Below are 18,862 nucleotides of genomic sequence, written 5' to 3' on the forward strand. Positions count from 1 at the left end.
ATTTTTTTTTTTTAAATAATACTGTCTCGTCTTTCTTGGGGGCCGCCAGCGACCCCCCGTTTTTTCCAAAACACCGGTTTGTGTGGGGGCCCCCCCCCGCCGGGGGGGGGGCCCCCGCCAGCTCGCGAAGGAAGTCAAGGAGGCCAATCACGCCGCCGATTCTAGCCGTGGACCGCCCGGCTCAGCGCACGGTGAACGGCAGGATCGAGTACGAATGCTGACAGTCCAGCGCCACCCAGTAATTCCCGTTCCCCGCCGGAGTCACGTCCGTCCGTACCGTCGCCTGCGCGGTGCCGACATAGGTGTGCGGGTTCGTCGGGAATCCGGTGAGCACGTTCGACCACAGCTGGCGCACCGGGCCGTCGTCCTTGGTGCATTGCCAGCTCATCGTCACCGGATCCCCGGGCGCGCCCGAGTTCGGATCGAGAGTCAGCTGCGAAGTCCTCGGCGACGCGGCCGAAGCAGGCCCCACCGCGCCGATCCCGGCCAGCCCCAGCACGCCAAGCAAGACAATTGTCCGGCGAATCATAACCCCTCCCCAGGTTTAGAACTCCCCACGATAGAACCGCGCACTTCGCTCTGTCCAGCCATCTCCGCGACCAGACGCCGCCCATCGAGGGCGGCGTCTGGCGGTTTCGCGAAACCGGCGGTTCCGTGCCGCGGGTTCGGCGGGTTGACACCGGTTCGCGAAGTGTGCGGTCAGGCTCCGGGAATCCGGGGCAGCAGCAACTGCGGTCGCTGGTTTTCAGTGCTGTGCAAGGTAGTCCGTCCGCTGTACGCCGCGCGGTCGCGGTCGCCGGGGAGTTCGTGCCAGTACGCACCGCTCCCGCGGACTTCGCGGCCGTAAGTCAGCTCGTGCGGGCCGGGCAAATGGTGCTCGTAATCCTGGCCGCGCACGGACACCCCGAGCGCGTAACCAGCCGGGACCACGATCGAGAACGGCCAGATTTCCACGTCCGCCTCGTACACCTCTCCAGGCGTCAGCGGCGACACCGCGGTGTGCCGCTGCCAAGGACGATACGGGCGGGAAAGTTCCGGATCGAGTTCGCGGTGCGACAGGCGCAGCCAGCCCTGACCGACCGGACCGTGCGGCTCGAAAGCAGTCGGGAAAAGGACTTCGACGCCATCGGGATCGAACAGGTGCACCGTGACGAAGAGATCCGCGTCCTCAGTCGTCGATGAAACAAACAATTTCAACGCCGCCGGACCGGTGTATTCCACTGCTTGCGAAGCAGTCGGCAAGGTGAACAGCAGCCCTTCCGACCGCGCGACGAACTCAGCTTGCTGCCAGCCGGACGGAGCGTGTTCGGTCAGTGCGCGAGTGCCGAGGTCGAGATGCAGCGCGGTCCATTCGGTGCGCGCGAGCGGCCATTCCCTTTCGTGGCGCAGGAAAAAGCTGTCCGGCGTGCGTACCTGCAATTGAACCGGCGGCTGCGCGTCCCAGCCGTTGGCTTCACCCTTGAGGAAATGGTCGAAGAACCGGCGCTGCACGTCGAGGCCGTAATCGGTGTAGAACTCCGTCCAGTGCTCCAGCCCGTGCACCTCCAGCCACTTATGCTCGGACGAAACCCGTTGGAATCCCTCGAAGTTGCCGCGCGAATGCAGCCCCATGCCACCCCAGTTCGAGGAGGACAGCACCGGGACGGTGATCTTCTCCAGCACCGCGGTCCGGTCCTGATAGTAGTTGTCAACGACCGGCCGTTCGAGCAGTACGTCGGAGATCCGGATCGCGGCTGCCGCCAGTTCTTCCTCGGTACGCACGGGTTTCCCGGAAACGCGGCGGCCGGTGTTCGGGTTGACCGGCGAGTTGGCGCGGCCGTGCTGGACGCGCAGCACCTGGTTCGGCGCCCAACTGGGCATGAACTCCGTCGGGATCCCGCCGTGGTGGGTGTATTCGCGGAAGTAGTCGGACGCGCCCTCCCACGGGCAGATGGCTTTCAGGTGCGGCGGGGACAGCGCGGCGGCCAGCCATTGATTGGTCGCGAGATAGGAGATGCCGAGCATCCCTACGTTGCCGTTGCTCCACTCTTGGACCCCGGCCCATTCGATCGCCTCGTAAAGATCTTGCGCCTCACGCGGCGAAAAGAAGTCGATCACCCCTTCGCTGCCGCCGGTCCCGCGCACGTCGATCCGCACGCACACGTAGCCCTCCGGCACCCACCGCTCCGGGTCCGGATACTCCCAAACCTGGTACGCCCCAGTCGAAGTGGCCACCACTTCGGGATGATCGCGCACCAGTGCGGCGAACTGCGACGGGAACCCGTCCGCGAACGAAAGCCCCTTCCCGTACGGACTGGCCGCGAGCAGCACCGGATGCGGCTGGTCGTCGTCCGGCCGGAAGATGTCCGCGGCGAGCGTCACGCCGTCGCTCATCGTGAGCCGGACGTCCCAGTCGACCCGCATGCCGTCGCGCACTTCGGAATACGGTTCGTAGTGCTGTGTCATGATTTTCCTCTCTGTCCTTTGTGGTCAGTCGCGCGGTTTGCCCATCGCGGCCATCGCGACGAGGCCGACGACCGGGATCGCGCACAGCTGGACGACTCCGGCGGTGTGCCATCCCAAACCGGATTTGACGGCCGCGAAGAAATAGCCCGACACGCTCGCCGGGAGATACATGGCCGCGACGAACAGCCCGCTCGCCCGACCCGCCTTCGCGGCGGGCACCGAACGCTGCATGAGCGCGTTCGTGTTGGTGTAGACGATCCCGGTGAACGCGATCCCGAGCACCAGGGAAAGCACGAGCTGCGCGGGATAGGCGTCGGCGAAGGCGAAAATGCCCGCCCCGCACCCGGCGATCGCGGCGAATCCGACGAGGTTGACCAGCCGCTGGTCGAGCCGGTCGGCGAACATCCCGCAGAAGACCGACGTGAGCGCGCCGAGCCCGAACATGCCCGCGGCGACCGAGATCTGGCTGCCGGAGTAGCCGTGCGCCTCGCGGAGATAGGTGGGATACAGCCCGAGGTAACCGTAGATGGAGAAGCCCGCGGCAAGGGTGGCGATGGCGCAGCAGACGACCCGGCGGTTGCAGAACCGGATCTCCGTACCGGGAGCCGGCAGCTCACGGGGTGCCTCCTGGCGTCCGGTTTCCGTCATCGACCGCGGCACCGTGAACGCCATGACGACGAGAATGACCAGGCCGAGCCCGCCGAACACCAGCAACGGAACGCGCCAGTTCCCGGTCGAGGACAGCAGCGCGCCGCCCCACAACGGGCCGGCGAACGCGCCGAGCCCGAACGCCGCGTTGATCGACCCGATCGCCACCGCGCGGTTGCGGTGGAAGTACGCGCCGACGGCCGCGTACAGCGCCGCGTTCTGCGCTCCTTCGCCGACGCCGGACAGGATCCGCCACGCCGTCAGGTCGACGAGCCCGTGCGCCGTCGCCTGCAGCGCGCAGGTGATCGAGAACAGCAGCAGGCTCGCGATGATGACCCGTTTGCGCCCGATCCGGTCGGCCAGGTACCCCGCCGGGATGCCGGCGAGACCCATTCCGAGGGTGAAGATCGTGGACAGCGTCCCGGCCTGGGTGCCGGTGAGCAGGTAGGTCTGCTTGATGTCCGGCAGCAGGATGGCGAACACCTGCCGGTCCATCGCGTTGACGAGGTAGGTCAGGTCGAGGACGAGCAGGATGAGCAGGGTCCGGACGGTCCAGGGCGAGGCATGCCTCGGAGCGGCGACGGCGAGGTCGGGAGTGGTCATGGCGGGGCTCCTCGGAACGAGGCGGGTACGAGCGGCGCTGGCGAACGGGGGCGTTCGCGCCGTCCTCCGGGGACGGCCGGGTGCTGCCGGAAGACAGGTCAGTACAGGGAAAGCAACCGCAGCCCACGCCGCACCTGGTCGAGCCGGTTACGGCTCTCGCGGCGGGCGGCGACGGCCTGATCGAGCGACACCGGCACGAAACGGACCGTGTCCGGTGCTTTGAGCTGGGCGAGCACGTCGAGGTCGGCGGTCACGACGGTGCCGATCGTGGCGTAGCCGCCGCCGGTCACGGCGTCGCGCAGCAGGCAGATGGCCTCCTCGCCGTTGGGGACCTGCACCGAGCCGACCGGGTAGCCGAGGTCGACCACGTTGCTGGGGTTGTCGCCCGCGCCGAACGGGGCTTCGCGGTCCACGAACCGCAGTGCCGGGCCGATCAGCCTGCGGCCGGTGCGGTCGGATTCGGCGGAGACGGTGAACGTGGAGAAGAAGAATTCTTGGACGCTCTCATCGGTGAAGCGGTACCGGCACAACCCTTCGACCAGCCGCAACGGTTGGTGTCCGCCGAGCGCGGGACGCAGCCGGGGATCGACGGTGCTGCCCGCGCCGGGACAGAATCCCTCGGTCTCGTCGCCGATCGGCAGGGTGTCGCCGTCAGCGAGCGGGCGGCCGATCGCCGAACTCTGGTAAGTGGATCGGCTGCCGAGGAACGGCTCCGTCGCGATCCCGCCGCGCACCGCGAGGTAGGCGTGGCAGCCGGTGCGCAGCGTGCCGATTCGCAGTACTTGGCCCGCATCCACGGACAGCGTCTGCCAACACCCGGCGCGCGTTCCGCCGATGCTGATCTCGGCTTCGCCACCGGTGACCGCCACGGTGGCCGGTTCCGCGAAGCGCAGCTCCGGGCCGATCATGGTGATCTCCAGCGTCGCCGCGGTTTTATCGTTGCCCACCAAGAGGTTTGCGCAGCGGTGTGAGTACTGGTCGAGCGCACCAGAAGGAGGCAGGCCGATGGCGTATTGCCCGGCGCGGCCGAGGTCTTGGACGAGCGTGCGAGCGCCCGGGGCGAGGACGGTCAGCATGACAACGCCGCCGTCAGCTTCCGCGGATAGCCGGCCGGATCGGCGAGGAATTCGGCAAGCGCGAACCGGACCGGTGCCCGACGGTATCGGTAGCGGCCTTCGCGGGAATCGGTGCGCAGTTGCGCGTACTCCTCACCGGGAATGGGGCGGAAGCTCAGCAACGTCGAAATCGTGGCGAGCACTTTCGACGTCTCGAACCCGGGCGTCCGCTGCGCGAGATCGGCGACGGGAACCGGGGAACGGCCCAGCAGCTGGTAGCCGCCGACGCCCGCGGTGGGATAGACGACGGTGAACGCGCCGCCGTGGGCGACTGCCCTCGCCGGGGTTTCGGTCCGCGGCCGCAGGTATTTCGGGACCTGGAGTTGCCGTTCGCGCGGAACGAGCTGGACACATTCGGTGTTTCCCGGTTTGAAACACGGAAATGTGACGATGAAGGGTGCCGACGAATGCGCGGCCACAAGATCAGCCGCAGAGGCCAGCCCGTTGACGCGCGCGGTATAGGCGAGATCGGTCTCCCCCGCCGACTGGTGCCGGTCGCGGAACTTCATACAGACCCGCTCGGTCTCCGGATCTCCGTACCAGACCGGGATTTCGACGATCTCCGTATCCAGTGCGACCGATCCCGCTTCTCCGAACCGCTCGTGCAGCCGGGCCAGCGTTCGTACCAGTTCGCGCGGGTGCACAACCTCGGGATCGACACGCACGAGGTAGCTGGCGTTCGCCGGGGCGACGTCGAGGATTCCGGGAAGCTCGCGCCGGGACAACTCGCCGGTGATCGCCTGGATTCGCAAGGCCTGCGCGAGATCCATGCTTTCGCAGACCTCGACGAACACGAACTCGTCGCCGCCGAAACTGGCCCGGGCGCCGTCGGCGAAAACCTCGTAGCTCATGCCGCACGCACCACGAACCCGGCCGCCTCAAGACGTCGACGCACCGCCTCCGCGACCGCCACCGCGTTCGGTCGATCACCGTGCACGCACACCGAGCGCACCGGCATCGGAATCACCGTTCCGTCGACCGTCCGGGCCGTCCCGCGCGCCATTTCCAGCGCCCGATCTGCCACCGCGGCCGGGTCCTTGGCCTGCGGGACGGGTTCGACGAGGTTGATGCCGTCCTGGTCGAAGTCGAGATCGGCCGCGTTCTCCGGGATCACCGGCAGCCCGGCCGCGACCACCGCACGCAGTGCCTCGGCAGGCGCGAACATCAGCGGCACTCCAGGCAAAACCGACTGAAGCTCTCGCGTGACGGCGACCGCCAGCTCCGGCGAACGGCAGATCCGGCCCATCAGCGCACCGTGCGGTTTGACGTGCGTGAGCGGCACCTCCTCGACCGCCGCGAGTCCGGCGAGCGCGCCGACCTGGTAGAGGATGTAGTCGACCACGTCGGAATCGGTCGCGGGCAAGGCCCGGCGGCCGAAGCCCAGCAGATCCGGATAACCGGGGTGGGCTCCGGCGGCGATCCCGGCGTTCCGCGCGCGGACCAGGGACGCGCGCATGGTCGCCGGGTCGCCCGCGTGGTAGCCGCACGCGATGTTGGCGGTGGTGATGTGCTGGAACAGGGCGTCGTCGTCGCCGAGGGTCCAGCGGCCGAAGCTCTCGCCGGCGTCGGCGTTCAGGTCGATCGTCGGTGCGGTCATGCTCACCTCCGGACTCGGGCGGCCGCGTCGGCGAAGCGCGCCAGCAGCAGGGCGGCGTCGGCGGCGGAAAACACCAGCGGCGGCCGGATTTTGATGACGTTGCCGTGCGGCCCGGACGCCGACACGAGCACGAAGTTCTCGCGCAGATCGTCCACAAGGGACTGAGCGAGCGCCCGGTCCGGCTCGGTGCTGTCCGGTGCGGTCACCTCGATCCCGAGGAACAGTCCGGCACCGCGCGCCTCGACGAGAAACGAATGCGCCTCGACAATTTCGGCGAAGCCGCTGAGCAACTGTGCGCCGATCTCGCGGGCGTTGTCGATCAGTCCTTCGCGCTCGATAGTGTGGAGCACTGCCGAGGCCGCCGCGATCGGCACGTTGCTGCCGCCGAAAGTGTTGAAGTAGCGAACCTTCTGGCCGAATTCCCGGCCGATCTCGTTCCGCAGCACGGTCGCGGCCACCGGGATCCCGTTTCCCATCGGCTTTCCCAACGTCACCAGGTCGGGCACGACGTCGTGTCGGCCGAAGCCCCACCATCCGGCTCCGGTGCGACCGAATCCGGCTTGGACTTCGTCGGCGAGGTAAACCCCGCCGGCCGCACGGACTTCGGCGGCGAGGACGCTGAGCAGATCCGTCGGGAACGGCTGCACACCGTCGGAAGAGAAGATGCTGTCCACCACGAGCGCGCAGACGCCAAAGCCGTGCCGCTGGAGGTCTTCGATGGCTGCCCGGATCTCGGTGCGCAGCAGATCCGTCACATTGTGGTGCCGCAACGGATCTGGTGCGCTGATCGTGCGCACGTGCGGTCCCAGCGGTGATGCCGGGCCAAGGGACGGGGAGAAGGCGGCGACCTCGGCGGTCACGCCGTGATACGCGTTGCGCGTGACGATGACTCCGGTGTTTCCGGTGTGCGCCCGTGCGATTCTCAACGCCAGGTCGTTCGCTTCCGAACCGGTGCAAGTGTAGGTGACCCGGTCGAGTTCCGCCGGGAAAGTCGCGAGCAGCCGTTCGGAGAAATCGAGCAGATTTGCTTGCAGGTAACGGGTGTTCGTGGTGAGCGTCGACAACTGCCGGGTCACCGCCTCGACGACGGCCGGGTGGCAATGGCCGAGCGAGACGACGTTGTTGTAGGCGTCGAGGTACTCGTTGCCCGCGGGGTCGTAAAGGTGCACGCCTGAGCCCCGGCTGACTTCGACCGGGTTGGTGTAGAACAGCTGATAGCCCGGGCCGAGCACCTTCGCACGCCGGTCGATCAGCTCGCGAATATGCTGTGGTTGAGCGGAAAGATGCTCGCTGGTGAAACCGTTGACCATTTCCGGACGGGTCATCGCCGCACCTCCAGCACTCGTTCGGCCGCCGCGGGGAGGTCCGCGTACCCGGCGCGGGCGGCGTCCCAGTCCCGGGAAGCGTGCGAAAGGACGTAATCCGCGCGGGCCGGATCCTGCCGAGCCCGCCAGGACGCGATCAGTGCGCGCTGCACCAATCTCGCGGTGGCCAGCAACGGAAGCAGCGCCAGTTCGTCTTCGGCGACCGGCCTGATCTGGAGATAGCCGCGCAGCCACGCCAGCGGGGCCGCCCACAGGTCCGTCGCGTCCGGGTCGAGGAGGTTCGAGAGCGCGATGGCGAGGTCGAAAACCACCGCTGTACTGAGCACGTCGCCGAAGTCGAGCACCCCGGCCAGCTCCCCGTTCGCGCCGACGAGGATGTTGTGCGGGCTCAGGTCGTTGTGCACCAGCTGGGTTTCCAGTTCGCCCGGACGGACCCGGGCCGCGCACTCCGCCAGGATCTCGTGCGCGAGCCCGTTCGTGGGCTCGAGCGCGCCGAGATGGCGCAGATCCCAGAGCAAGGTCCGGTTCCCGCCGCGGAAGCCGGCGAGCGCACGAGTGAGCTGCCCGTGCCAGCGCCCGAACGGCTCCGGGTCCGCCGGGCACCCGGCCAGCGGCTCCCCCGGCAAGAACGAGAGAACCCGCAACGACCGGCCGCTCGCGAGGTCGTGCAGATCCGCACCGTCCACACCGGACTTCACCACGGGAACCGGCAGCTCGGGCGCGGTGCGCTCAAGATGCCGCAACACCGCCGTCTGCAGCACCAGATCCTCGCGCGCTTCACCGCTCACCTTGACCAGGTAGCGCGCATCCGCCGCTTGGAGGACGAACGTCTCGTCCTTCTCCGACGCCATCCGCTCCAGTCGGCCGGACAAGCCGTACAGTTCCTGAAGCGCCGCAAGCACTACCTCTTCGTCGAGCGGTTTTGTGACCACGTCGAGCCCGCTCGCGGCCACGAGTTCGCGGAACTCGGGCTTCACGACGCCACCCAGCCGCCGTCGATCAGCAGGCTGGCACCGTGGATGTACGACGCGGCGGGCGACGCGAGGAACGCGACCGCGGGCGCGATGTCGCCGACTTCGCCGACGCGCCCCGCCGGAGTCGAGTCGAGCATCTGGCGCTCGTAATCGGAATCCGCGAGCAGATGCGCGTTGATGCTCGTGCGCACGTTGCCCGGCGCGACCGCGTTCACCCGGATGCCCTGCGGCGCGAACTCGGTGGTCAGCGATTTGACCAGCAGTTCCACCGCGCCCTTGGTCGCGCAGTAGGCGCTGGAGTTCGGGAACCCGACGTGCCCGCAGATGGACGAAACGAAGATGACGCTGCTGCCGTCGCCGAGGTGTTCGGACGCCGCCCTGGTCAGCCTGAACGGCGCGCGGACGTTGGTCGCCCACTGCGCGTCGAGCAGCTCGTCGGTGGTGTCGGCGAACGGCGTCGGCAGGAAAACCCCGGCGGCGTGCACGAGCACGTCGATGCCGCCAAAGCGGGCGACCGCGCGGTCCACGACTTCCTTGGGCCCGGCCGCGGTCGCGAGATCAGCGACGATCGGCTCCGCCTCCGCACCCGCCGCGGCCAGTTCCCCGGCCACCGCCCCGAGCCGCTGAGAATCCCGCCCCACCAGGGCAATCCGCGCCCCGGCGGAGCCGAGCTCGCGAGCGATCTGCGCCCCGATCCCGGAACTCGCCCCGGTGACGACGGCGATCCGGTCACGAAGCGGTGGTGCGCTGCCGGTCATAAGGACTCCGCTCTTAACGTTAGAAAACTTGCACTAACGAGAAGTATGCGAAGACATGACCACTAATGCAAGAGATCCTGCAGTTAGATTTTTCAGCCAGCCGTCAGACGTCCGTGAGGGGAACCCTGAGGGACTCAGAGTCCGTCAGGGTTCCCCTCACGTCCCTTGGCGAAGCAGGGGCAGCTGGCCTCAGGCAGTAGCGAGCGCCCGATCCACCAGCGCCGCCAACTCCGTATCCGGCGGCTCATACCCGAAAATCGCCCGCAGGTAGATCGGCGCCAGCACCACGTCGAAAACATGCGCCACCGTCGGCGGCTTCCCGCCGGCAGCGGCCACCCGGTCCAACGCCCGCTGCAGCTGCGCGGTCCGCTGCCGCAAATACCCGGCCGCATCGGCAGCAGCCTGCTCGCCCTGCCCGCCCCCGAGCGGAGACGTGGCCGCGGCCAGCGCGCGGAACAGTGCGAACCCCTCGCGCGTCTTCACCTGTCCGGCGACCGCGTGCGCCCAGTCGAGCAGGTCGCGGCGCAGGTCACCGCTGTCCGGGAAAGGGGCTTCCTCGTTGAGCTGCGTGACGGCGACGTCGAGGACCAGCGACTCGATCCGTCCCCACCGCCGGTAGATCGTCACCTCGTGCACGCCCGACCGTTCGGACACCTCCCGCACCGACGGCTGGTCGCGTCCCTCGGCGAACAGCTCGCGCACGGCGTTGTGCACCGCCGCGCGCGTACGAGCGGTTCGGCCTCCAGGACGGGTGTCTGCCATACGACCAGGCTAGCGTTCGCGGTTCAGGCCGCCGGGTCAGCGGGCAGCGGCAAGGGACCGCTGCGGAACAGCAGCGCGGCCAGCAGCGCGCTGCCGAGGAAGACTGCCGCCGCGATCCAGAACACCAGGCGGTATCCGGCGAAGGTCGCCTCGGCAAGGGTCCCGGTCGCCGGATGCGCGGCCAGGTAACTGGCGATCGCGGACGTCGCGAGCGAGCTGAACACCGCGGTGCCGATGGAGCCGCCGATCTGCTGGGCCGTCGTCACCAGCGCGGACGCCACCCCGGCGTCGCCGGGCTCGACACCGCTGGTCGCGGCGTTCTGCACCGAGCCGAAGATGCACCCGAACCCCACGCCGGTCACGAGCAGGGCGGGCAGGATGTTCGCGGCGTAGCTCGAGTCCGCGCCGATTCCGGTGAGGATGACCATGCCGACCGCGGCGAGGAGACAGCCCAGGGTGACGATCGGCCGCGGCCCCCAGCGCGGCAGCAGCACCGCCCCGGAGAACACCGCTCCGACCATGACCAGACCGATCATCGGAAGGAATGCCACGCCAGTCTGCACCGGGCTGAACCCCAGCGTGTTCGCGAGGTAGAACGTGAGGAACAGGAACACCGCGAACATCCCGGTCCCGCTGATTGCCAGGGTCAGATACGCCGCGCCCCGGACCCGGTCCAGGATCACCCGCAGCGGCAGCAGCGGATGGGCGGTGCGGCGTTCGACGACCACGAAGACGGCGATGAGCGCGACACCCGCGAGCACTGGCCCGAGCGTCCGGAGGTCGTGCCAGCCGTTCCGTTCCGCGGTGCCGAGGCCGAAGACGATCCCGATCAGGCCGAGGACCACGGCGACCGTGCCCGCGATGTCGAGCCGGACCCGCCGCGGCCGCTCGGCGTCGTGAAGCAGCACCAGCCCGCCGGCGAACGCGACCGCCGCGATGATCAGGTTGACGTAGAGGCACCACCGCCACGACAGGCCCTGCGTGAGGACGCCGCCGAGCAGCAATCCCACCGCTCCGCCCGCCCCGGAGATCGCGCCGAAGATCCCGAACGCGCGGCCGCGTTCCTTGGCGTCGTCGGCGAAAGTGATGGACAGCAAGGACAATGCGGCCGGTGCGAGCATCGCGGCGAACGCACCTTGCCCGATTCGCGCGGCCAGCAGGGTCGCGAAGTTCCCGGCGGCGCCGCCGACCGCGGAGGCGAGCGCGAACCCGCCGATGCCGACGAGGAAGAGCCGCTTCCGGCCGAAGTAGTCAGCCAATCTGCCGCCGAGGAGCAGCAGGCTGCCGAACGCGAGCGCGTAGCCGGTCAGCACCCATTGCCGGTAGTCGGCGGGGAATCCGAGGTCGTGCTGCGCGCTCGGCAGGGCGATGTTGACGATGGTGGAGTCGAGGATGTCCATCAGCTGGGCGAGGCTCAGCACGACGAGCGCCAGCCAGCGATGCTTGTGGCGCACGGCGTTTCCGGGCGCGCTCCGGGGAGCCGGCTGGGTGGTCCCGGCCGGCGAGAGGTCAGAATTCATGAAGTTCTCTCGATTGAGTAGGAGGCCCGTCAGCCGGGCAGCAGCACGAGCTTTCCGCGCACACGGCCCGATTCGCCGACCCGGTGCGCTTCCGCGACCTCGGTCAGCGGGAACGTCTGCCCGACGGGCAGGGTGAACTTTCCGGCTTCGATCAATTCGCCGAGCTGGGACAGCACGTACAGCGCGTGTCCGCCGTCGCCGCGGCTGAACCGCACGCCGTACTGCTGAGCGCCGGCGAAATCGGCGACGGTGATGACGTGTTCGGGACCTCCCGCGAGCTGAATCAGCTCCGGCAGGACCCCGCTTCCGGCGATGTCGAGCGCCAAGTCGACACCGTCGGGCGCGAGCGCGCGGACCCGGTCCGACATACCAGGTCCGTAAGCGACGGGTTCGGCGCCGAGCGAGCGTAGAAAGTCATGCGTGGCAGGGCTTCCCGTGCCGATCACGCGGGCGCCCCGGGCCACGGCGAGCTGCACCGCGGCACCGCCGACGCTGCCGGAAGCCCCGTTGACGAGCACCGTGGCACCGCTGTCGACGCCGAGCTGGTCGAGCGCACGCGCGGCAGTCTCGGCCGCTGCGGGCAATGCGGCCGCCTCGGCGAAGCTGAGCGAGGGCGGGATCTTCTCGTAGCAGAACAGCACGGTCAGTTCTGCTTGCGCGCCACCGGAAGCAGCGAATCCATAGACCCGATCGCCGATCGCGACCTCCGTGACGCCCTCGCCGAGTTCGTCCGCGACGCCCGCCGCTTCGTGCCCCATGGTCTGCGGGAGCTCCTGGTCCATCAGGCCCTGGCGCTTCTTCCAGTCGCTCGCGTTGACGCCCGCCGCGCGCACGGAGATCCGGATCTCGCCGGGTCCGGGGTGCGGGTCCGGGACGTCCGCGATCTCGAGGACTTCCGGGCCGCCGAAGGTGCTGAACCGGACTGATTTCATCGGGTACTCCCTTTTCGGCCCGAGGCCGAGGATCGAAGAGGCAGGCACGGGAAATCGTGGCCCGCCCACAAGTTCGCGGACAGCTGTTCCGGATAAGACCGCACGATCGGGTCGGCGCCGATCACCCAGGTCGTCCCCGCGTCGTCGAATTCGGGCCAGCCGGGCCCCTCGCCCCGCGCGAAGGCAGTCCAGGCTTTCCGCATCGTCGCCGAGATCCTGACGAGTTCGGCATTCGGTTGCGGCCCAAGCAGTTTCTCGACCAACGGCCCGGTCAAGTTGCCGAACGTCAGCGCGACGTCGACGCCGTGGCAGGCTCCCAGCGCCCCGGCCGCTTCGAGGACGAACTCATACCGGAACGAACGGCCGGTGTGGTCCCGGGAAAGGTGTGCCGACGGCATGCGGAACAGCCAATCGGAATGCAGCGTTTCGTAGAGCTGTTCGGAGGTCGCTTCCGGAAAAGCCGCGCGGTAGCCTTCCGGAGCTAATGCGCTGAGCGCGTCTTCCGTCATTCTCTCGGTGACCCGCCCGAGCATTCCGCGCCCGGCGAGCATTTTCCGGAACTCGTCGCGGGTGTGCCCGACGATCAACTCGACGTCCCGGGAAGCACCGTTTCTGAGCGCTTCCCAAGGCGTGGCAGGAAGAACGTCGCCATCGACGACCGGCGAAAACGGCGTCACCCCGTACGCGAAGGCACCCCAGTGATCGGCGTACTCGCGCAGATCAAGCGCGCCCACTGCCTTGGCAAGTGCCGCGGGTGAGATAGCACTGAGCCCTTCAACGGTCGGTTCAGCACCGACTCCCGCCGCGATCGTGGCCATGACGTCCGCCGCCAATTCCGGCGAGACAAACGTTCCCGGCACACTCTGCGCGATCGCCCGGCGGAACAGCCCGGCCGCCCGCGGCATCGCGAGCAACGCGGCGACCCCGCCCGCGCCCGCGGATTGGCCGAAGACCGTGACCTGCTCCGGGTCGCCGCCGAACGCGGCCGCGTTGTCACGGACCCACTCGAGCGCCGCGACCTGGTCCAGCAGCCCGCGGTTCGCCGGAGCCCCGGCGATCTGCCCGAAACCCTCGACGCCGACGCGGTAATTGAACGTCACCACCACGACGCCGCCCTGTTCGGCGAGGACCGCTCCGTCGTACCCGGAGTCCGCCGAGCTTCCGGCGAGGTAGCCGCCGCCGTAGACCCAGACCAGCACCGGACGGCGGCCGGCCAGGTCAGCGATCCAGACATTCGCGGTGAGGCAGCCGCGCCCGTCGTCGACCGGTTCCCGCCGCGGCGCCACGGCCGAGGAAGGCACCTCCGCCTGGGCCGGGATCGGGCCGAAGACCTCGGCGTCGAGGACGTCCGCCCAGGTCACGGGCGGCCGGGGCGCCGCGAAACGCAGGTCGCCCACGGGCGGCGCGGCGAAGGGGACGCCCCGGAAGACGGCGAGGTCTCCTTCAATCGTGCCGCGGACCGGGCCGTGCGAGGTCGTCGCCACCGGCCGGGCCGCTGGGGTGCCAGCCGATCCGGTCCGGGGCTGGGCTGTCAGGTTGTCCACGAACACTGTTCTATCAACGAACAGTGTTCCTGTCAACGCGCACGAACCCGCCTCCCGAGCAAGGTGTTTTCAGAAACGCCAGGTGGCGGCGGGCTCGCTACCCGCGTGGCGGCTCCGCTCCCGCAAAAGTCCGTGAGGGGAACCCTGAGGGAATCAGATTCCCTCAGGGTTCCCCTCACGGACATCGGCACCGCGCGCGCGGGCGGGATCCGGCGCGGATCGTCTACCGGCGCGTCAGACCGTCGATCATCAAAGAGACCGCGAAATCGAAGCGGTCATGCCCTTCCCCGGCAGTCAGCTCGACAGCGTGACTTGCGGTGTAGGGAAATTCCTCCGCGGGCAACGAGGCCAGCCGACGCTGCATCTCGTCCCGCCCGACGACCCACACGGCGTCCTTCTCCTCCACCCGCCGCCGCACGATCGACGTCTCCAGGCAGTAAGCGGCCACGTAGAGCAGCAGCGCGTCAACACCCCAAGCCGCGGCCTGCGCCGTAACCCCGCCGTTCAGCAGGATCGCCAGCATCCCTTCGTTGAGCCGCGCGGTGTCGAGATCCGTCGGAGCCACCGCGAAAGCCGCGCCGGAGATTCCGGGGTAGGCCAGGTACAGGTCGCGCACCTGGGCGCACACGTCGCGGATCTGCTCGCGCCAGTTCGCGGCATCCGGCGTCGGCAGGACGATTTTCGAGCTCAGCCGGGCAATCAGCAGCTCGTCGAGATCGGTTTTGTTGACGACGTGCGCGTAGAGCGAAGCGGGGCCGGTGTTCAGCGCGTCGGCCACGCGGCGCATGGACAGCGCCTCGAACCCCTCGGCCGAGATGATCTCCAGCGCGGTGTCGACCACCTGCTCGACGGTGATCGGCACCGTGCGCCGCCGGGGCTTGGGACTGGTTCCGGAGTTCGGTGACTGGTGCCGTGCCGCACGGCGTTCTTTCGGGTCCACCACCGCACCCTATCCCGGAGTGTTCGTCGGCCGAACACTGTTCGTCCCCGGCCTGCGCACTCGCCGAGACACCGCGGCGCAAGACTAGAACCGGTACCGAAGCACCCGAGTCCCCTGCCGAGACAACGCGGTGCTGCACCCCATCAACCGGGTCACCGCGCGCAGCGGCTGAGGGAAACAGCTGACCTCCGGAACACGGGTTAGAAACTGCTCGTCGACCAGAGTCAGGCCGGCCTGCCAGCGCTCCGGTTCGTGCGCGTCGTCGAAACCCTGCGCGGCGGTGATTCCGATGGCCTTGATCGTCGGGTGGTACGTCATCGACCAGGCCGCGAACCGGGTATAGCCGTTGAGCGCCAGCTCCCCGGTGTCGAAATGCGCGGTCAGCTGCTGAGTCATCCGCTGAAACGCGTCGCCGGGCAGGAACGGCAGCACGCCCTCGGCCACGATCATCGCCGGCCGGTCGCGGGGCAGCGGGTCCAGCCAGCCAGACGTGGTCAGGTCAGCACCCACGCACTCGGATACTTCAGGCAGGAATTGGGAGCGCAGGGCGACGACGTCCGGGAAGTCGATGTCATACCAGTCGACGCCGCCCGGCGGGGCACAGCGAAGCGCCCGCGAATCGAGGCCGCACCCGAGGTCCAGCACGACCGCGTCCGGGTGGGCGGCGACGAACGCCCGGACCGCTTCGTCGAGTTTCTTGGCGCGCAAGGCGGTACCGCAGACCAGGCTCGGTTTGACCTTGAGCCGGGCGAAGTCGTAGTCGATCTGTTCGGCGACCCGGGCCGAATGGGCGTCGTCGAGAATCGGGTGCGGCGACTGGGAATCCAGCGCCCTGGCATACAGCGTGAGCAGCAGGGTTTCCCGGAGCGGATCCAGGGCGAGACGCAGGCGTGACACGAGAAAGTCCTTACGTTTTCAAGGGATTGCGCGCCGCGAGGTCGCGCAGCCAGGTCAGGGACCGTTGCGCGGCGCGGATGCGTTCGGTGTTCGGGCCGCCCCCGGCGAGTTTCATGCCCTCGTCGGCGATGTCGCCGAAGGCGCCGAGGCTGTCGAGCTTGCGCTGGACAACCTTGTGCCAGGCGTCGTCCTCGATGCGGTAGTAAGTAGTGCGGTCGCCGGGGACGCGGACCTTGCGGATGAGCCCGATAGTGGTCAGGAAGCGCATGTTCGACGTCAGCGAGGCGCGGCTGGCCTGGATCGTGTCGGCGATCTGGCCCGCGGACAGCTCCGGCGGGTCGCAGATCATCAGCAGGCCGAGGATGCGCCCGGTGATCGGCGGGAGCGCCCATTCTTCGACACAGAACGTCGCCACCCGCTCGACCCACTGCAGCACCTCGACCTGCTTGTCCTGATCGGACATCGCGCGCCCTCCTCGGCCAGCTCTTCAGATCCGTCACTCTGTCATGGCGGCCCCCGTCGCGCGGGAAGGCACCGGGGTGACGCCGGACTGCGGAGCCGTGCGCAGGTGCTGGTCGAACCAGTCCACGGCCAGCGCCATCGCCTCGTCGAGACCGGGCCCGGTGTAAAGGCCGAGCACGTCGTAGGGCAGCACCTCAAACCGTTTCGGCTCGCCCGCCTTGGCGAACGCGCTCTGCGCCTCTTCGAGCACGTGGTAGGGATCCCAGCCGCCGTTGGCGATCATCAACAGCGGGGTCGGGGCCAGCCGGTGGATGAGTTCCTCGGGCGCGAAGGTGAGCATGTGCTCGGTCGAGTCGAGCGTTTTTTCGTTGCGGTAGGAGGGAAACATCTCCGCGGCCACATCCGGCGCGTCCCGCACGCTGTGCCCCAGCTTCAGGTGCGGGACCCGCGCGCTGGCCTCGCCCTCGTACCGCCGCTGCCAGTCCTCGTCGAGCTGATCGCGCACCGCGCGCACCCCGGCCCAGCCGGCCAGCCGTTCCAGGTATCGCCATCCGTTCCACACGCTGGGGCTCTGCACGACGACACACTTCGCGCGCCGGTCGAGCACCGCCGCCTGCACCGCGACTGATCCGCCGATGCTGACGCCCCACAGCCCGATCCGTGCGCTGTCAACTTCCGGCCGTTGCTGCAGATAGGAGATGGCGCTGCGAAAATCCTCCGCCTGCCGTTCCGGATAGTCCTGCCCCCGCGGCTCGCCTTCGCTCCCGCCGACCGTGCGGTAGTCGATCGCCAGCACGGCGAACCCGGCGCGCACGAAGTACGGCGCGAACACGGCCAGCGCCTCCTTGACCATCACCCCGCTGTGCCCCAGCACCAGACCGGGCACCGGACCCTCGACATCCGGCAGGTACAGATCTCCGGCGCACCGGGTGCCGAGGCTGTTGAACCTCACCTGTTCCAAGTTCATCGCTGCTCTCCCCTTCTTGCTAGTTATTTCAGTCTGCACTGAAACAACTAGCAACGTCAATCAGTCAATCTGGTCGCCATATACAGCTCATCGGTATATGCTTCCCTCATGAATGACGGCGCTTTACGCGAGCCGACCTTCCTGGTCCTCACCGCGCTCGCCGCTCAGCCGCAACACGGCTACGGCGTGCTGCGCGACGTCGAGACGATCTCCGGCGGCCAGGTCACGCTGCGGGCCGGCACGCTGTACGCCGCGCTGGACCGGCTCAGCGCGGAAGGCTGGGTGGAAGTGGATCGCGAGGAAGTCGTGGACAGCAGGCTGCGCCGCTACTACCGGCTGACCGAACCGGGAGCCACGCGGCTGGCCGCCGAAGTCCAGCGGCGGCAACGCCACACCACCGCCGCCGAACAGCGGCTTCAGCTCCGAAGTGCGGAAGGACTGGCGTGAACGACCTTGAGCGGCGCTACCGGCGGCTGCTGGCTTTGTACCCGCGCGCGCACCGGACCGTGCACGGCGAAGAAATGCTGGGAGTACTGCTCGACGGTGCCGGAAACCGAAGCAGGCCAGGGAAAGCTGAGACTCTGGACCTCCTGAGGGGAGCCGTCCAAGTGCACTGGCGACACGCGCTGAGCGGCAACGGCCGCCGGGATGCCCTGGCGATGGTCAGCTTGTTCGCACCGCTGCTCCTGCTGACCGGAGCCGCTTCGACGGTGCGCGAGATCCGGAGCGTGTCCCGAATGGACGGTTGGCCGCTGAGGATGTGGCTCAGCGCGCTAGCCGACGTTCCAGTGTGGACACTCTGGCTCGCCGCCGCGGTGGTCGGCGTATGCGGCCTGCGCCGGGCGTCGGTGGCCCTCGCCTGGTTGGCCACCGCCGGTTTGCTCGCTGTCGCGGTCCTCGATCCCGCCCGGCATTGGGCAGTGGACGTGACCGCGGGCTGGGTACTGCTCAGCGTTTTCGCGGCAATCGCGATGACTGTGTCCCCAGGCCCACGCCATGGGTTGGCTCTGCTGGGCCGGTGGCGACTCGCCGTTCTCGTCAGCACGGTCGCGGTGTTGCTCGCTCTCACGACGACAGCCCGGGGCATGCACCTTCCCCTGGCTGAATTGGTGCAGCTGGTGGTGCTCGTGGTCGGCGTCTTCGCTGCCTGCCGGGTTAGCACGCGAAGCGGCCGTCGTGCGGCGCTGCTCCTTCTCGTGCCGCTCATCGCGGTGCCGGTCGTCGCGCGGGTGCTCGGACGGCTCGATGCCTACACCGTTCTGCCGGTCGTCATCTACGCCGTACCCATAGTCGTCACACTGGGATTCGCTGTTCTGCTTCACCGGTTCGACCGGCCTCCGCACCCGAAACGAAACTGAGCAGACCGGCCAGAA

The 18,862-nt window shown here is 68.4% G+C and carries 19 protein-coding genes; 2 read left to right on the forward strand and 17 right to left on the reverse strand.

All coding sequences use genetic code 11. The features are described from left to right. Positions 1–181: 181 nt before the first annotated feature. From ACFXI3_RS31045 to ACFXI3_RS31125, 17 genes are all read right to left on the reverse strand, one after another. The gene (locus tag ACFXI3_RS31045; protein WP_378404295.1) at positions 182–529 is read right to left on the reverse strand and encodes a hypothetical protein; all 348 of its coding nucleotides are present in this window, start codon (positions 527–529) and stop codon (positions 182–184) included. 170 nt (positions 530–699) lie between these two features. Beyond that, positions 700–2,445, reverse strand: coding sequence for a CocE/NonD family hydrolase (locus ACFXI3_RS31050; RefSeq protein ID WP_378404296.1), 1,746 nt, complete (start codon positions 2,443–2,445; stop codon positions 700–702). A 24-nt stretch (positions 2,446–2,469) separates the two neighbouring features. Beyond that, entirely contained in the window at positions 2,470–3,696 is a 1,227-nt protein-coding gene (locus tag ACFXI3_RS31055; RefSeq protein ID WP_378404298.1) for an MFS transporter, read from the reverse strand. Between the two features lie 98 nt (positions 3,697–3,794). Continuing rightward, positions 3,795–4,772: a biotin-dependent carboxyltransferase family protein gene (locus tag ACFXI3_RS31060; protein ID WP_378404300.1), complete on the reverse strand. Its 978-nt coding sequence runs from the start codon at positions 4,770–4,772 to the stop codon at positions 3,795–3,797. After that, complete coding sequence (locus tag ACFXI3_RS31065) at positions 4,766–5,662, reverse strand: allophanate hydrolase subunit 1 (RefSeq protein ID WP_378404302.1); 897 nt, start codon at positions 5,660–5,662, stop codon at positions 4,766–4,768. Before ACFXI3_RS31065 ends, ACFXI3_RS31060 begins: the two co-directional genes overlap by 7 nt. After that, complete coding sequence (locus ACFXI3_RS31070; RefSeq protein WP_378404304.1) at positions 5,659–6,408, reverse strand: 5-oxoprolinase subunit PxpA; 750 nt, start codon at positions 6,406–6,408, stop codon at positions 5,659–5,661. The genes ACFXI3_RS31065 and ACFXI3_RS31070 overlap by 4 nt, the downstream gene beginning before the upstream one ends. Positions 6,409–6,410: 2 nt before the next feature. Continuing rightward, positions 6,411–7,733 carry an aspartate aminotransferase family protein gene (locus ACFXI3_RS31075; protein ID WP_378404306.1) on the reverse strand — a complete coding sequence of 441 codons (1,323 nt, stop codon included), beginning with the start codon at positions 7,731–7,733 and terminating at the stop codon, positions 6,411–6,413. Then, positions 7,730–8,710 carry a phosphotransferase gene (locus ACFXI3_RS31080; RefSeq protein WP_378404307.1) on the reverse strand — a complete coding sequence of 327 codons (981 nt, stop codon included), beginning with the start codon at positions 8,708–8,710 and terminating at the stop codon, positions 7,730–7,732. The genes ACFXI3_RS31075 and ACFXI3_RS31080 overlap by 4 nt, the downstream gene beginning before the upstream one ends. Beyond that, a complete protein-coding gene (locus ACFXI3_RS31085; RefSeq protein WP_378404309.1) occupies positions 8,707–9,465 on the reverse strand; it encodes an SDR family NAD(P)-dependent oxidoreductase in 759 nt (252 codons plus the stop codon). Before ACFXI3_RS31085 ends, ACFXI3_RS31080 begins: the two co-directional genes overlap by 4 nt. 189 nt (positions 9,466–9,654) lie before the next feature. Next, positions 9,655–10,227, reverse strand: a complete 573-nt coding sequence (locus tag ACFXI3_RS31090) for a TetR-like C-terminal domain-containing protein (protein WP_378404311.1) — start codon at positions 10,225–10,227, stop codon at positions 9,655–9,657. Positions 10,228–10,250: 23 nt separating this feature from the next. Further along, positions 10,251–11,747 (reverse strand): MFS transporter, encoded by a 1,497-nt coding sequence (locus tag ACFXI3_RS31095; RefSeq protein ID WP_378404313.1) that lies wholly within the window; start codon positions 11,745–11,747, stop codon positions 10,251–10,253. A gap of 29 nt (positions 11,748–11,776) precedes the next feature. Beyond that, a complete protein-coding gene (locus ACFXI3_RS31100; protein WP_378404315.1) occupies positions 11,777–12,679 on the reverse strand; it encodes an NADP-dependent oxidoreductase in 903 nt (300 codons plus the stop codon). Next, entirely contained in the window at positions 12,676–14,223 is a 1,548-nt protein-coding gene (locus ACFXI3_RS31105) for a carboxylesterase/lipase family protein (protein WP_378404317.1), read from the reverse strand. The genes ACFXI3_RS31100 and ACFXI3_RS31105 overlap by 4 nt, the downstream gene beginning before the upstream one ends. Positions 14,224–14,446: 223 nt before the next feature. Beyond that, a complete protein-coding gene (locus tag ACFXI3_RS31110) occupies positions 14,447–15,163 on the reverse strand; it encodes a TetR/AcrR family transcriptional regulator (RefSeq protein WP_378404319.1) in 717 nt (238 codons plus the stop codon). A gap of 84 nt (positions 15,164–15,247) precedes the next feature. Beyond that, positions 15,248–16,060, reverse strand: coding sequence for a class I SAM-dependent methyltransferase (locus ACFXI3_RS31115; RefSeq protein WP_378404321.1), 813 nt, complete (start codon positions 16,058–16,060; stop codon positions 15,248–15,250). 10 nt (positions 16,061–16,070) lie between these two features. Next, the gene (locus ACFXI3_RS31120) at positions 16,071–16,523 is read right to left on the reverse strand and encodes a GbsR/MarR family transcriptional regulator (RefSeq protein ID WP_378404323.1); all 453 of its coding nucleotides are present in this window, start codon (positions 16,521–16,523) and stop codon (positions 16,071–16,073) included. 33 nt (positions 16,524–16,556) lie between these two features. Then, positions 16,557–17,489 carry an alpha/beta hydrolase gene (locus ACFXI3_RS31125; protein ID WP_378404325.1) on the reverse strand — a complete coding sequence of 311 codons (933 nt, stop codon included), beginning with the start codon at positions 17,487–17,489 and terminating at the stop codon, positions 16,557–16,559. 108 nt (positions 17,490–17,597) lie between these two features. On the opposite strand from ACFXI3_RS31125, the gene ACFXI3_RS31130 reads away from it, so the two are divergent. Continuing rightward, positions 17,598–17,936 (forward strand): helix-turn-helix transcriptional regulator, encoded by a 339-nt coding sequence (locus tag ACFXI3_RS31130; protein WP_344286812.1) that lies wholly within the window; start codon positions 17,598–17,600, stop codon positions 17,934–17,936. Next, the gene (locus tag ACFXI3_RS31135; RefSeq protein ID WP_378404327.1) at positions 17,933–18,847 is read left to right on the forward strand and encodes a hypothetical protein; all 915 of its coding nucleotides are present in this window, start codon (positions 17,933–17,935) and stop codon (positions 18,845–18,847) included. The genes ACFXI3_RS31130 and ACFXI3_RS31135 overlap by 4 nt, the downstream gene beginning before the upstream one ends. Positions 18,848–18,862: the final 15 nt, after the last annotated feature.

This window comes from Amycolatopsis sp. NPDC059235, from assembly GCF_042754125.1.
GTDB classification, from domain to species: Bacteria; Actinomycetota; Actinomycetes; order Mycobacteriales; family Pseudonocardiaceae; genus Amycolatopsis; species Amycolatopsis albidoflava.